Source organism: Streptomyces sp. NBC_00670, from assembly GCF_036226765.1.
In the GTDB taxonomy this organism is placed as follows: Bacteria; Actinomycetota; Actinomycetes; order Streptomycetales; family Streptomycetaceae; genus Streptomyces.
Genome location: NZ_CP109017.1, coordinates 2,523,918 through 2,538,313 on the forward strand (window position 1 = coordinate 2,523,918; position 14,396 = coordinate 2,538,313).

Consider the following 14,396-nt stretch of genomic DNA (forward strand, 5'->3'; position numbering starts at 1 on the left):
CGCCATGCACGCGTCATCAGACGGTCAACACTCCCCAAACAACCCCCGCTCGGGTAAAGCTGAGCGGCCCACTTCGGTTCATTTGACCTACAAGGGATGCCGATGACCTCCGACCCTCAGCGCGCCCCCATATCGGGCGCGAGAAGACGCGCGGCCCGCGTCGCCGTGGCCACCGGCCTGGTGGCCGCGCTCTCCGCGGCCGGGCCGATACCCCTGGCCGTCGCGGCGGGCCACACCACCACGGCCGCCGCCGACCCGGCCGACCCGGCCGCCGCCCCCGTCAAGTCCGGGCCCGCCAAGCTCGGTTCGGACGACGCCGACCTGCTGGCGCAGGCGAAGGCGGGCGGCGACAAGACCGTCACCATGATGGTCGCCACCGCCCCCGGCAAGACCGAGCAGGTCGCCGGGGAACTCGACGCCGTCAAGGGCGGCTCCGTCGGGCGGACGTACGACAAGCTCGGTTACGTCCGCGCCACCGTCCCCACCGCGAAGGCGGACGCGGCGATCGCGGCCGCCACCAAGCTGTCCTCCGTGCACGCGATCGACCTCCGCCAGGAGATCGCCCTCGACGACCCGACGCCGAGCGCCGACACGGCGAAGGACACCAAGGCCGCCAAGGGCGCCAACAAGCGGGCGGCCGAGCGCACTTACCCCGCGCCCGGCAAGAACACCCCCGCCGTCAACCCGTACAACCCCTCCTTCGAGACCGGCGCCGTCGACTTCGTCCGGCAGAACCCGAAGGCCGACGGGCGCGGCATCACCATCGGCATCCTGGACTCCGGCGTGGACCTCGGCCACCCGGCGCTGCAGAAGACGACCACCGGCCAGCGGAAGATCGTCGACTGGGTGACCGCGACCGACCCGATCGTGGACGGCGACCAGACCTGGCGCCCCATGGTCAGCTCCGTCTCCGGGCCCACCTTCACCTACGGCGGGCGCACCTACACCGCGCCGGCCGGTTCGTACCAGGTGAGCACCTTCAAGGAGTCGTACACCACGGGCGGCGACGCCGCGGGCGACGCGAACCGCGACGGCGACACCACCGACTCCTGGGGGGTCCTGTACGACGCGGCGGCCGGCACGGTCCGCGTCGACCTGAACGACAACGGGGACTTCACCGACGACACCCCGATGAAGCCGTACAAGGACGGCTACCAGGTCGGCTACTTCGGCACCGACGACCCGAAGACGGACGTGGCCGAGCGGCAGCCGTTCGTCGTGCAGATCCGCAAGGACGTGCCGATGGACCCCTACGGCGGGTCCTGGGTCGGCAAGAAGGCGGACTTCGTCAACATCGGCGTGATCGAGTCCGAGCACGGCACGCACGTCGCCGGCATCACCGCCGCCAACGGGCTGTTCGGCGGGCGGATGGACGGCGCCGCCCCCGGCGCGCAGATCGTCTCCTCGCGCGCCTGCACCTGGAGCGGCGGCTGCACCAATGTGGCGCTCACCGAGGGCATGATCGACCTCGTCGCCAACCGGGGCGTCGACATCGTCAACATGTCCATCGGCGGGCTGCCCGCGCTCAACGACGGCGCCAACGCGCGCGCCACGATGTACACGCGGCTGATCGACACCTACGGCGTCCAGCTCGTGATCTCCGCGGGCAACTCCGGCCCCGGCGCCAACACGATCGGCGACCCGGGCCTGGCCGACAAGGTGATCTCGGTCGGCGCGTCCATCTCGCGCGAGACCTGGGCGGCCAACTACGGCTCCGCGGTGCGGACGAAGTACGCGATGATGCCGTTCTCCTCGCGCGGCCCGCGTGAGGACGGCGGCTTCACGCCGACGCTGACCGCGCCGGGCGCCGCGATCAACACCACGCAGACCTGGCTGCCGGGCGCCCCGGTGCCCGAGGCGGGCTACGCGCTCCCGGCCGGCTACTCCATGCTCCAGGGCACCTCGATGGCCTCCCCGCAGGCGGCCGGCGCCTCCGCGCTGCTGCTGAGCGCGGCGAAGCAGAAGCACATCGACCTGACGCCCGCGAAGCTGCGCACCGCCCTGACCTCGACCGCCGACCACATCAGCGGCGTACAGGCGTACGAGGAGGGCGCGGGTCTCATCGACATCGTCGCCGCCTGGCGGTCGATCCGGCACGGCGCGAGCGCGCACACGTACACGGTGAAGGCGCCGGTCGACACCGCGATCGACTACGCGCTCACGACCCCGGGCTTCGGCACCGGTCTCTACGACCGCGAGGGCGGCCTGAAGGCCGGGCAGCACAAGACGTACGACGTCACCGTGACCCGCACCTCCGGACCCTCGGGCGGGGTGTGGCACCGGCTGCGGCTCGCCAACGACGCCACGCACACGTTCCGGATCGTCGGCTCCCCGCTGGTGCGGCTGCCGCTGAACGAGCCGGTGACCGTCCATGTGCGGGCGACGCCGAGGTCGGCGGGGCTCAAGAGCGCGATCCTGGAGGTCGACGACCCGCGCACGGAGGGCACCGACCAGCAGATCCTCACCACGGTCGTGGTCTCCACGCCGGCGAAGTACACCTACACGGCGTCGGGTTCGGTGCAGCGCAACAGCACCCGCTCGTACTTCGTCACGGTCCCCGAGGGCGCCACCTCGCTGGAGGTCGCCATCGGCGGGCTGCGGGACAAGAGCCAGACCCGGTTCATCGGCATCCACCCGTACGGCGTCCCGGTGGACGAGACGTCCACGCCGTACTGCTACAACAACTACCTCGACGGCAACGGCTGCCGCCCGGACGCCCGGTCGTACGCCGAGCCGCAGGCCGGGGTGTGGGAGATCGAGGTCGAGGCACGGCGTACCTCGCCGCTGCTCGACAACCCCTACAAGCTGGACGTCACCGTGCTCGGCGCGGAGTTCGACCCGGCGACCGTGAACGTGCCCGAGGCGAAGGTCGGCACCCCGGCCACCGCCTCCTGGAAGGTCACCAACAAGTTCGCGGCGCTGGAGGGCACCCTGAAGGGCGGCCCGCTCGGCTCGTCGAAGACGGACCGGCCCTCGCTCGCGCAGGGCGAGACCCGGACCACCACCGTGGTCGTGCCCGAGGGTGCCGCCTCGCTCGACGTGGCGATCGGCGGGACCTCGGACACCGGGGCCGACCTGGACCTGACGGTGTACGACGCCTCGGGCGCGCAGGTCGCGCAGTCGGCGGACGGTGACTCGGAGGAGTCGGTGTCGGTGGCCAAGCCGGCCGCCGGGACGTACACGGTCGAGGTCGTCGGCTACTCGGTGCCCGCCGGGACCACGGAGTACGACTACCGGGACGTGTTCTTCTCGTCCTCGCTCGGCACGGTGACGGTGGCCTCCTCGGCGCCGGTGAAGCTCGGCACGGGCTCGTCGGCGACGGTGGACGCGCAGGTCACGGCGGCGGCCGCGGCGCCCGAGGGCCGGGAGTTCTTCGGCCGGGTGCAGCTGGTCAACGCCCGGGGCACGGTCGCGGGCACCGGCAGCGTGAGCATCGGCAAGGTGGTGCGGTAACCGCGCGGCGGGGGCGGGGGTGTCCCTTCCGGGGGTCTCCCCCCTCCCCCGCCGTTCACGGGGCGCGCAGACCCCGGTCGACGAAGTCGACCAGCCACTCGAAGCTCTCGTCGACGTCGGTGCTCCAGCGGAAGCCGCCCGCCGACTGCAGGGTGGCGAAGCCGTGGAAGAGGCTGCGCAGCATGCGCAGGGCGTGGGTCTCGTCCGCCTCGGCGAGGTCGTATCCGCGCAGCACCGCGAGGAGCGGTTCGAGCAGCCGTCGGCCGCCGGCGGCCAGCGGGTCGTCGGGGCCGGTGGGTTCCATGCCGATCGTCGCGGCGTACCGGCCGGGGTGGTCGAGGACGTAGGTGCGGAAGGCCCTGGCCGCGGCCGCCAGGGCGTCACGGCCGGCCCGCCCCTGGACGGCGGTGCCGACCGCGTCACCGGCCTCGCTCAGCGCCAGGGCGGCGATGCGCCGGTTGAGGTCCTCCTGCCCGGCCACGTGCTTGTACAGGGAGGGCGTGCGCACCCCCAGCCGTTCGGCCAGCAGCCCCATCGTGAGGCGGCCCGCGCCGACCTCGTCGGCGAGCGCGGCACCGGCCGCGACGACGACCGCCGGGTCGAGGCCCGCCCTAGGCACGGGCGGTCTCCGCGAGGAACGGCAGCATGAGCGAGGTCACCTGGTCAGGGTACTGGTCGTGGGCGTAGTGCCCGGCCCCCTCGATCATCTCCAACCGTCCGAGGCCCTGCGGCAGCTCCGCGAGGATCGCCTCGCCCTCGGCCCGCGGGTCGGCCCAGTCCGGGTCGAGCGTGCCCTCGACGACCAGGACGGGGCAGCGGACGTTGCCGAGCTGAGCGCCCGCGTCGTCCGGGGCGCTGCGCCCCATGGCCTGCATGGCCTTCATCCGGCCGGGCTCGCTCATGAGCGCGTCGATGCGCGCCGTCCGCCGCTCCCAGTCGGCCGGCCGGACGCCGGGGTAGGCCACCTCCAGGTACGCGCGCCACAGCCGCGGGCTGCCGAAGAGGCCCGCGCCGAGCAGCCGCACCATGCCCTTGCGGAACCGGCTGACCCTGAGGTCGCCGAGCTTCATCGACTGCTTGCGCGTGAACGGCGCCAGCTCGACGACGGCGGTGATCAGCTCCGGCTCCCGCGCGGCGGCGATGGTGGCGGCGCCGCCGGAGAAGGAGTGCCCGACGAGCACGGCGGGCCCGCCGAGGTGCCGTACGAGGGCGAGCAGGTCACCGGCGACGTCGGTACGGCTGAAGGACGCCCACTCGACGCTGGACTCGCCGCAGCCGCGCAGGTCGACGGCGGCGACGCGGTACCCGGCGGCCACGAGCCGGGGAACGACGGCCCGGTAGGCGAACCGGCTGTCCCCCACCCCGTGCGCCAGCACGACGAGCGGCCCGTCCCCCACGACGTCATAGGCGATACGCCCACCGTCCACGGCAAGGTACTCGGTCATGACAGCTCCTTCGACCCGCTCAGCTAATATCGTTATCCAAAAGCTAATCCAGTTAGCCAACGAAGTCAACGGCGCCTGCAAAGGGGCGCGGGGAACTGCGCAATCTTTTAGGGGGGTCCGGGGGCGCAGCCCCCGGGGACGGGAAGGGTAGGGGCGGCGGGGGCGAAAAAACTCCGGCACCCCGCAGGGCAGAGGCATACGTCACACCCCCGCGTGCACCACCACCCCCCGGGTAGGCACGCCCCGAAACCGCCCGGAGGACCCCGTCCCACTCCCCGAGCAGGACGGCAAAGAATTGGACAGGCAACCCGGGCACCACCGCATCATGGAGAAGCGGCCGAAACGCGGCCGAGACGCGCCGAGAACCAGGGAGACACCGTGAGGGTCGGAATCGTCGGAGCCACCGGACAGGTCGGCACGGTCATGCGCAGGATCCTCAAGGAGCGCGACTTCCCGGTCACCGAGCTGCGCCTGTTCGCCTCGGCCCGCTCCGCCGGCACGGTCGTCGACGGTGTCACGGTGGAGGACGCCTCCCAGGCCGACTACACCGGCCTCGACATCGTCCTGTTCTCCGCGGGCGGCGCCACCTCCAAGGCGCTGGCCGAAAAGGTCGCCTCCCAGGGCGCCGTCGTGATCGACAACTCCTCCGCCTGGCGCCGCGACCCGGACGTCCCCCTGGTGGTCTCCGAGGTGAACCCGCACGCGGCCCTGAACCGCCCCAAGGGGATCATCGCCAACCCGAACTGCACCACGATGGCCGCGATGCCCGTCCTCAAGCCGCTGCACGAGGAGGCGGGGCTTCAGGCGCTGGTCGTCGCCACGTACCAGGCGGTGTCCGGCTCCGGACTCGCCGGCGTCGCCGAGCTGCACGGACAGACGCAGAAGGTCGTCGCGGAGGCCGACCGGCTGACGCACGACGGCGCGGCCGTGGACTTCCCCGAGCCGAACGTCTACAAGCGCCCCATCGCCTTCAACGTGCTGCCCCTCGCCGGCAACCTGGTCGACGACGGCCTGAACGAGACCGACGAGGAGCAGAAGCTCCGCAACGAGTCCCGCAAGATCCTGGAGATCCCGGAGCTGAAGGTCTCCGGCACCTGTGTGCGCGTACCGGTCTTCTCCGGCCACTCCCTCCAGGTCAACGCCCGCTTCGCCCGGCCGCTCAGCCCCGAGCGCGCCACCGAGCTGCTGGGCGGCGCCCCCGGCGTGGCCCTCTCCGACATCCCCACCCCGCTGCAGGCGGCCGGCCAGGACCCGTCGTACGTGGGCCGCATCCGCGCCGACGAGACGGTGGACAACGGTCTGGCCCTGTTCATCTCCAACGACAACCTCCGCAAGGGCGCCGCGCTGAACGCCGTACAGATCGCGGAACTGGTGGCGGCGGAGCTGAACGAGAAGAAGTAACCGGTCGGCGGGTGCGGCGGGCGGGAACCGACCCGCCGCACCCGCGGGGGTTTCCCCCACGCCGGTGTCCGCCCCGGGGCAGGGCTTTCCCTCGACGTGTCCGGTCCGCCGGTCGTTCCACGAAATCTCGGCAGCCTTCGCCGGGCCGGTCGTGGAAGGATGACCGAACCGACACATATGGAGGAGATGACCGCGTGCCTGGCACCAATCTGACCCGCGAAGAGGCACGGACGCGGGCGAAGCTGCTCACCGTCGACTCGTACGAGATCGACCTCGATCTCTCGGGCGCTCAAGAGGGCGGCACCTACCGGTCCGTGACCACGGTGCGCTTCGACGTGGCCGAGTCCGGCGCGGACTCGTTCATCGACCTGATCGCCCCGGCCGTGCACGAGGTGACCCTCAACGGTGACACGCTGGACGCCGCCGAGGTCTTCGCGGACTCCCGGATCGCGCTGCGCGGGCTCCTGGAGGGCCGCAACATCCTGCGGGTCGTGGCCGACTGCGCGTACACCAACACGGGCGAGGGCCTGCACCGCTTCGTCGACCCGGTCGACGACCAGGCGTACCTCTACACCCAGTTCGAGGTCCCCGACGCCCGCCGGGTGTTCGCCAGCTTCGAGCAGCCGGACCTGAAGGCGACCTTCCAGTTCACCGTGAAGGCGCCGGAGGGCTGGACGGTCATCTCCAACTCGCCGACGCCCGAGCCCGACGGACAGCTCTGGGTGTTCGAGCCGACGCCGCGGATCTCGACGTACATCACCGCGCTGATCGTCGGCCCGTACCACAGCGTGCACAGCGTCTACGAGAAGGACGGGCAGTCCGTCCCGCTCGGCATCTACTGCCGGCCCTCGCTCGCCGAGTTCCTCGACGCGGACGCGATCTTCGACATCACCCGGCAGGGCTTCGACTGGTTCCAGGAGAAGTTCGACTACGCCTACCCGTTCAAGAAGTACGACCAGCTGTTCGTGCCCGAGTTCAACGCGGGCGCGATGGAGAACGCGGGCGCGGTCACCTTCCGCGACCAGTACGTCTTCCGGTCCAAGGTGACGGACGCGGCGTACGAGGGCCGGGCCGCGACGATCCTGCACGAGCTGGCCCACATGTGGTTCGGCGACCTGGTCACCATGGAGTGGTGGAACGACCTGTGGCTGAACGAGTCGTTCGCCACCTACGCCGAGGCCGCCTGCCTCGCGCACGCGCCGGGCACGAGGTGGCCGCAGTCGTGGACCACCTTCGCCAACCAGATGAAGACCTGGGCGTACCGGCAGGACCAGCTGCCCTCCACGCACCCGATCATGGCCGAGATCAACGACCTCGAGGACGTGCTCGTCAACTTCGACGGCATCACCTACGCCAAGGGCGCCAGCGTGCTCAAGCAGCTCGTGGCGTACGTGGGCATGGACGAGTTCTTCCAGGGCGTGCAGGCGTACTTCAAGCGCCACGCGTACGGCAACACGCGCCTGTCCGACCTGCTGGGCGCGCTGGAGGAGACCTCCGGGCGCGACCTGAAGACCTGGTCGAACAAGTGGCTGGAGACGGCCGGCATCAACATCCTGCGCCCGGAGATCGAGACCGACGCCGACGGTGTCATCACCTCCTTCGCCGTCCGCCAGGAGGCCCCGGCGCTGCCCGCCGGCGCCAAGGGCGAGGCCGTGCTGCGGCCGCACCGGATCGCGATCGGCCTGTACGACCTCGACGAGGCGAGCGGCAAGCTGGTGCGCGCCGAGGACGGCCGGATCGAGCTGGACGTCGACGGTGAGCTGACCGCCGTGCCGCAGCTGGCCGGCCGGCGCCGTCCGGCGGTCGTCCTGCTCAACGACGACGACCTGTCGTACGCCAAGGTCCGCCTCGACGAGCAGTCGCTGGCGTTCGTCACCGAGCACCTGGGCGACTTCGAGTGGTCGCTGCCGCGCGCCCTGTGCTGGGCCTCGGCCTGGGACATGACCCGCGACGGCGAGCTCGCCGCGCGCGACTACCTGTCCCTGGTGCTGTCCGGCATCGGCAAGGAGTCCGACATCGGTGTGGTGCAGTCGCTGCACCGCCAGGTCAAGCTCGCCGTCGACCTCTACGCCGACCCGGGCGCCAGGGAGACGCTGCTCACCCGGTGGACCGACGCCACGCTGGCCCATCTGCGGTCGGCCGAGGCGGGCAGCGACCACCAGCTGGCCTGGGCGCGCGCGTTCGCCGCGACCGCCCGTACGCCGGAGCAGCTGGACCTGCTGGAGTCGCTGCTCGACGGGTCGCACACCGTGGAGGGGCTGGCCGTCGACACCGAGCTGCGCTGGGCGTTCGTGCAGCGGCTGGCGGCGGTCGGGCGGTTCGACGAGAACGAGATCGCCGGGGAGTACGAGCGCGACCGGACGGCGGCCGGTGAGCGGCACGCCGCCAGTGCGCGGGCGGCGCGGCCGACGGAGGAGGCCAAGGCGGAGGCGTGGGCCTCGGTCGTGGAGTCCGACACGTTGCCGAACGCGGTGCAGGAGGCGGTGATCGCGGGGTTCGTGCAGACGGATCAGCGGGAGCTGCTGGCGCCGTACGTGGACCGGTACTTCGACGCGGTCAAGGGTGTCTGGGAGTCGCGGTCGTACGAGATGGCGCAGCAGGTGGTGGTGGGGCTGTACCCGTCCGTGCAGGTGGCCGCCTCCACGCTGTCGAAGACGGACGAGTGGCTGTCGTCGGCGGAGCCGAACGCGGCGTTGCGGAGGCTGATCTCCGAGGCGCGGGCCGGGGTCGAGCGGGCGTTGCGGGCGCAGGAGGTGGACGCGGCGGGGCGGTAGGGGGCACGGAGCGCCCCCGTCAGCCGACGTGGGTCGTGAGGGTTTGCTCCAACTGGGCCGCGGACACCGGTGTGTCCGCGGCCCAGGCCGTGTAGCCGTCGGGGCGGACCAGGAGGGTGGTGCGGCGGGGGCTCGCCCAGTGGTGGAGGGCGAGACGGTCCTCGCGGGAGCCGGCGGGGAGCTGCCGGTCACGCGGGAGAATCAGGACCCAGCGGCCTCCGCGCAGGGCCTCGTGGAGGCGCGTGTCGCCCGACAGGCGGACGTCCGGGACCCTTGTGCCGGTCAGGCGGTGAGCGCCGCGCGGGGTGGCGTAGGCGTAGCCGATGCCGGTGACCTGGGCGGCGAGGCGGCGGCGGGCGGGGCCGCAGTGATCGAGGAAGGTGACGAGGCCGGCGCGCAGCGCGCGGGTCCAGGGCCGCTCGGCCATCGCGAGCCGTACGATGCCGCCGCTGCTGCGCAGTACCGCCCGGCCGACCGGGTGCCGTTCGGCCTGGTAGGTGTCGAGCAGGCCGGGGCCGGCGTGGCCCTGCAGCACCGCGGCGAGTTTCCAGCCCAGGTTGGCCGCGTCCTGGAGCCCGGTGTTCATGCCCTGGCCGCCCGCCGGGGTGTGCACATGGGCGGCGTCCCCGGCGAGGAGGACCCGGCCCACCCGGTACGCCGGCGCCTGCCGTTCGTCGCTGTGGAAGCGGGACATCCAGCGGGCCTCGCGCATGTCGTAGTCGCGGCCGAGGGCGAGCCGGGTGATCTCCTTGACCTCGTCCAGGCCGAGCGGCGCGGTGTCGGGGACGTCACGGCCCCGGTGCCAGCCGATCATGCGGTGGTAGCCGTCGCCGAACGGCGCGAGGAAGGCGAAGGCGTCGCCGACCGCGTTGACGGTGAGCAGGTTCTCCGGCTCCTCGCCGAGCCGTACGTCCGCCAGCACGACGGAGCGGATGACCGACCGTCCGGGGAACGGCAGCCCGACCGCCGCCCGCACCGCGCTGCGCATGCCGTCCGTCCCGACGGCGTACTCCGCCCGCAACGGCTCCCGCTCCTGCCCGCCGGAGCCGCGGACCTTCAGGGTGACGCCGTCGTCGTGCTGCGCCAGGCCGGTCACCTCGGTGTCGTACCGGAAGGTCACCCCCGCCTCCTCGGCGCGCCGCAGCAGGACCTTCTCCACCTCGTACTGCGGGACGACGAGCAGGTGGTTGAAGCGGGAGGGGAGTTCGTCGAGACGGATGGAGAGGCGGCCGAAGAGGCCGATGTCGGCGAGCCTGCGGCCGGTCGCCTCGATCTCGTCGGCGATCCCGCGGGCGTCGAACTGTTCCAGCGTGCGGGCGTGCAGGACGAAGGCGCGGGAGAGGTTGCTGATCCGGCGCGGGCGCTTCTCGACGAGGGTGACGGGGACCCCGGCGAGGGCCAGATCCCCCGCCAGCAGCAGCCCGGTCGGCCCCGCGCCGACGACGAGTACGCGGGGGGTGGTGGTGTGCGCGGTGCTGGTGGTGCGGGACTTGTCCGTCATGGCTGCCTCACCAGGGGTCTACGGATGGTGGCCAACGCAACTATGCCAACGCTTGTTTGCCAACGTAGGACGACCACAGACAGCGTGTCAACAGATGTTGGCCAACAAGTGTAGGCCAACGAGAGTTGGCCTACACTTGTTGGCCGTCAGGCGTCGGCCTACGCTTGTTGGCATGGCCGAAACCTCCCCGCCCGCACGGCGCTCCGACGCCACCCGCACCGCGATCCTCGCCGCCGCACGCGAACGCTTCGCCTCCGACGGCTACGAGCGGGCGACCATCCGGGCCATCGCCAAGGACGCGCGGATCGACCCGTCGATGGTCATGCGTTACTACGGGTCGAAGGAGGGGCTGTTCGCCGCCGTGCTCGACGTCGACCTTCGGCTGCCCGACCCCACGGGGCTGCCGCGGGAGGAGGTGGGGCGGGTCCTGGTGCGGCACTTCCTGCACCTGTGGGAGGAGAACGACGTCCTCACGGCGCTGCTGCGCGCCGGGGTGACCAATGCCGCGGGGGCCGAGCGGATGCAGGGGATCTTCCGGGACCAGATCGTGCCCGTCGCCCGGCGCGTGTGCCCGGACCCCGAGCAGGTGCCGGCCCGGGCCGCGCTCGTGGCGTCGCAGGTGCTGGGGCTGGCGCTGACCCGTTACGTCCTGCGGTTCCCGTCGGCGGCGGCGCTCTCACCGGAGGAGGTCGTGGCGTGGCTGGCCCCCACGCTCCAGCGGTACCTCACCGCGCCCAGCCCGTGAGGCGGCACCGCGGAGTGCGGCACACGGCGCGCCGCACGAACACGCCGAGGGAGTCCGCGCACCATGCGGTGTGCGGGCTCCCTCGGCGTAAGGTCTGGCCGGGTCAGCTCTGCTGCTGCTTGCGGGACTTGTCCAGGGCCATGACCAGGCCGGCGATGACCAGGAACAGGACGATCGGCGCGGCGACGTAGAGTCCCAGCGTCTCGGCGACGCTGAGGCCCTGGCCGGGGTCGTCGCCGTCGTCGCGGGCCAGCGCGAGCGCGGGGGACGACATGAGCAGCATCATCAGCGTCGTACCGGCGGCCAGGGCGCCGGCGCGCAGGGCGTTCTTCTTGTCCACGGTGCAAACGTAGCGAACGGCCGGAAGCCCCGCGCGCCCGGGGTGCCGTACGGCCGCCCGGCCGGCCCCGTGGACCGGGCCCGGCGTCACCGCTCCCCCGGCTCGCGCAGGACGTCCGTCAGGGCGCGGACGCGGGGCGAGGCGGCCAGGTCCTCCAGGGTGACCGGGCGGCCGTCCGCGTCGGCGACGGGCAGCCGCCAGTTGGGGTACTGGTCCCAGGTGCCGGGCAGGTTCTGCGGGCGGCGGTCGCCGACGCCGTCGGGGAGCCAGACGCCGACCATGCGGGCGGGGGTGCGCAGCAGGAACCGGTGCAGGGCCTGGATCTCGGCCTCCTCGCGGGGTCCGGCCGGTCCGCCGCCGGCGCCTTCGAGCAGGCCGAGCCGGTCGAGGACGGCCAGCCATTCGCCGACGTCCGCCGCGGCCTCGGCGCGCTCCTCCTCCACCGGTCGGGTGAGCAGGCCGAGGCGGTCGCGCAGGTCGACGTGTTCGCCGGTGAGGCGGGCGGCGGTGGAGGGCAGGTCGTGGGTGGTGGCGGTGGCCAGGCAGTCGGCGCGCCAGCGCTCGGGGGGCAGCGGCCGTCCGTCGCCGGTCCAGTCGCGTTCGAACCACAGCACGGAGGTGCCGAGCACGCCGCGCTTCTGGAGCGCCTCGCGCACGCCGGGCTCGACGGTGCCGAGGTCCTCGCCGATCACCAGGGCGCCGGCGCGGGAGGCCTCCAGGACGAGGATCGCGAGCATGGCGTCGGCGTCGTAGCGGACGTAGGTGCCCTCGGTGGGCGGCCGGCCCTGGGGGACCCACCAGAGGCGGAACAGGCCCATGACGTGGTCGATGCGCAGCGCGCCCGCGTGCCGGAGCAGGGCGCGCAGCAGGCTGCGGTAGGGGGCGTAGCCGGAGGCGGCGAGCCGGTCCGGGCGCCAGGGCGGCAGCCCCCAGTCCTGGCCACGGGCGTTGAAGGCGTCGGGCGGGGCGCCGACCGACATGCCGGCGGCGAAGTGGTCGGCCTGCGCCCAGGCGTCGGCGCCGCCGGGATGGACGCCGACGGCGAGGTCGTGCACGAGCCCGACCGCCATGCCGGCGTCGCGCGCGGAGCGCTGGGCGGCGGCGAGCTGGGCGTCGGTGAGCCAGGCGAGCCGGCTGTGGAAATCGACGCGGTCGAGGAGTTCGCCGCGCGCCCGGGCGGTCTCGGCCGAGCGGGGGTCGCGCAGCGGTTCGGGCCACCGGTGCCAGTCGGAGCCGTGCACCTCGGCCAGCGCGCACCAGGTGGCGTGGTCCTCCAGGGCCCGGCCCTCCCGGGCGAGGAAGTCGGCGTAGGCGGCACGGCGGCCGGGTCCGAGGGGGACGGCGCGGACCAGTTCGAGGGCCTGGCGCTTCAGTTCCCACACGGCGTCGCGGTCGATGAGCGCGTCCTCGTGCAGAACGGCGGCGCGCAGCCGGGCGGCGTCCGCGCGGAGCCCGGCGAGGCGGGCGGGGTCGTCGGCGTAGGGGTACTCGGGGACGTCCTCCACCCGCAGGTGGACCGGGTCGGGGTAGCGGCGGGAGGACGGCCGGTACGGGGAGGGGTCGGTGGGGGCGCCGGGTACGGCCGCATGCAACGGGTTGACCTGCACGAATCCGGCGCCGAGGGTGCGGCCTGCCCAGGCGGTGAGCTCGGCGAGGTCGCCGAGGTCGCCCATGCCCCAGGAGCGGTGGGAGAGCAGGGAGTAGAGCTGGACGAGGAGCCCGTGGGTGCGGCCGGGCGGGGCGGGCAGCCGGGCCGGGGCGACGACGAGGTGCGCGGTGGCGGTGCGGCCGTCGGGGGCGGTGGCGTGCAGGGTGTGGACGCCGGGCGGGAGGCCGTCGGCCCCGTCGTCGCGGACCTCGCCCTGTTCGGTCTCGACCCGCAGCCGGGTACCGGCGGGGAGCGCGGCGAGGGCGTCCGGCACCACCGGTTCCTCCCCCGCCCCGGGCAGCCACCGCACGACCGTCGGCGGCAGCAGCCGCTGCCGCAGCTCCGCCTCGCGCGCGTCGAGCGCACGGCGTACGGCGTCCGGGCCGCCCGCGTCGACGCCGAGCGCGGCCAGCGCGGCGACCACGGCTCCGTCGGAGGCGGCGACCGTACGGTCCGGGGAGGGCCGGTAGGAGGTGGCGACACCGTGCAGGGCGGCGAGCCGGGCCAAGGGGGTCTCGGGCTCACCCCCGGCGAACGCCTCGCCCGGCGGGTCGTCGGCAGACGTCTCCCCCGACGGGTCGTCGGCCGGCGTCTCCCCCGTCGCGTCCCCCGCCCGAGGGGCCTCTGCCGCCTCTTCCCGCTCGCCCGGCGGCATCTACAGTCCCGAGGGGTCCGCGCACGCCCCGGTGAGGCCGGCGCCGACGACGGAGGGCTCGCTGGTCAGGGGGGCCGCGTCGGCCAGCGGGGGTTCGCTGGTGAGCGGCTCGAGGTCGGGCAGCGGGGGCTCGCTGGTCAGGGGCGCCTCGGCGCGGCTGCCCTCCGCGCTGAGCATGCACAGGTCGAGTTCGGCGGTTTCGGCGGACGGCTCCGCCGGGCGTTTGGACTGGGCGGGGAAAAGCAGGCGTGCCGGTGCGGCCACAAGGGCCTCCTTGTCGTCGGACGACGGTCCGGTACGGATGGTCCGGTACGAGCGGTCCGTCGCGGGTGAGGGTTAGTAGCCCTACCCCAAGCCCGCACCCGCAGACGTAAGTCACCCCGCAACGTGCTCCGCGTCACACTTCCGGGTGTGCGGCGCCCGCCATGCGTCCG

General features: G+C 73.1%; 10 protein-coding genes. 4 read left to right on the top strand and 6 right to left on the bottom strand.

What is annotated here, in order from left to right:
• Positions 1 to 102: 102 nt before the first annotated feature.
• Positions 103 to 3,453, top strand: coding sequence for a S8 family serine peptidase (locus tag OIE12_RS11175; protein WP_329134282.1), 3,351 nt, complete (start codon positions 103 to 105; stop codon positions 3,451 to 3,453).
• Between the two features lie 55 nt (positions 3,454 to 3,508).
• Here OIE12_RS11175 and OIE12_RS11180 read toward each other — a convergent pair whose 3' ends face one another.
• Together OIE12_RS11180 and OIE12_RS11185 are read right to left on the bottom strand one after the other, a co-directional pair.
• Positions 3,509 to 4,072, bottom strand: coding sequence for a TetR/AcrR family transcriptional regulator (locus tag OIE12_RS11180; protein ID WP_329134284.1), 564 nt, complete (start codon positions 4,070 to 4,072; stop codon positions 3,509 to 3,511).
• Positions 4,065 to 4,898: an alpha/beta fold hydrolase gene (locus OIE12_RS11185; protein WP_329134286.1), complete on the bottom strand. Its 834-nt coding sequence runs from the start codon at positions 4,896 to 4,898 to the stop codon at positions 4,065 to 4,067. Before OIE12_RS11185 ends, OIE12_RS11180 begins: the two co-directional genes overlap by 8 nt.
• A gap of 378 nt (positions 4,899 to 5,276) precedes the next feature.
• Between OIE12_RS11185 and OIE12_RS11190 the strand changes: the two genes are divergently transcribed.
• Both OIE12_RS11190 and pepN read left to right on the top strand, forming a co-directional pair.
• Complete coding sequence (locus OIE12_RS11190; protein WP_329134288.1) at positions 5,277 to 6,299, top strand: aspartate-semialdehyde dehydrogenase; 1,023 nt, start codon at positions 5,277 to 5,279, stop codon at positions 6,297 to 6,299.
• A 194-nt stretch (positions 6,300 to 6,493) separates the two neighbouring features.
• Positions 6,494 to 9,073, top strand: a complete 2,580-nt coding sequence (gene pepN / locus OIE12_RS11195) for an aminopeptidase N (protein WP_329134290.1) — start codon at positions 6,494 to 6,496, stop codon at positions 9,071 to 9,073.
• Positions 9,074 to 9,092: 19 nt separating this feature from the next.
• Here the strand turns inward: pepN and OIE12_RS11200 are convergent, their stop codons facing one another.
• A complete protein-coding gene (locus OIE12_RS11200) occupies positions 9,093 to 10,574 on the bottom strand; it encodes an FAD-dependent monooxygenase (RefSeq protein WP_329134293.1) in 1,482 nt (493 codons plus the stop codon).
• A 172-nt stretch (positions 10,575 to 10,746) separates the two neighbouring features.
• On the opposite strand from OIE12_RS11200, the gene OIE12_RS11205 reads away from it, so the two are divergent.
• Entirely contained in the window at positions 10,747 to 11,319 is a 573-nt protein-coding gene (locus OIE12_RS11205) for a TetR/AcrR family transcriptional regulator (protein ID WP_329134295.1), read from the top strand.
• A gap of 103 nt (positions 11,320 to 11,422) precedes the next feature.
• On the opposite strand, the gene OIE12_RS11210 is transcribed toward OIE12_RS11205, so the two are convergent.
• The 3 genes from OIE12_RS11210 to OIE12_RS11220 all read right to left on the bottom strand — a co-directional run bounded on the left by OIE12_RS11210 (position 11,423) and on the right by OIE12_RS11220 (position 14,226).
• Positions 11,423 to 11,659 carry a hypothetical protein gene (locus OIE12_RS11210; protein WP_329134297.1) on the bottom strand — a complete coding sequence of 79 codons (237 nt, stop codon included), beginning with the start codon at positions 11,657 to 11,659 and terminating at the stop codon, positions 11,423 to 11,425.
• 86 nt (positions 11,660 to 11,745) lie between these two features.
• Positions 11,746 to 13,962 carry a 4-alpha-glucanotransferase gene (gene malQ, locus OIE12_RS11215; protein ID WP_329134299.1) on the bottom strand — a complete coding sequence of 739 codons (2,217 nt, stop codon included), beginning with the start codon at positions 13,960 to 13,962 and terminating at the stop codon, positions 11,746 to 11,748.
• Positions 13,963 to 14,226, bottom strand: coding sequence for a hypothetical protein (locus OIE12_RS11220; RefSeq protein WP_329134301.1), 264 nt, complete (start codon positions 14,224 to 14,226; stop codon positions 13,963 to 13,965).
• Positions 14,227 to 14,396: the final 170 nt, after the last annotated feature.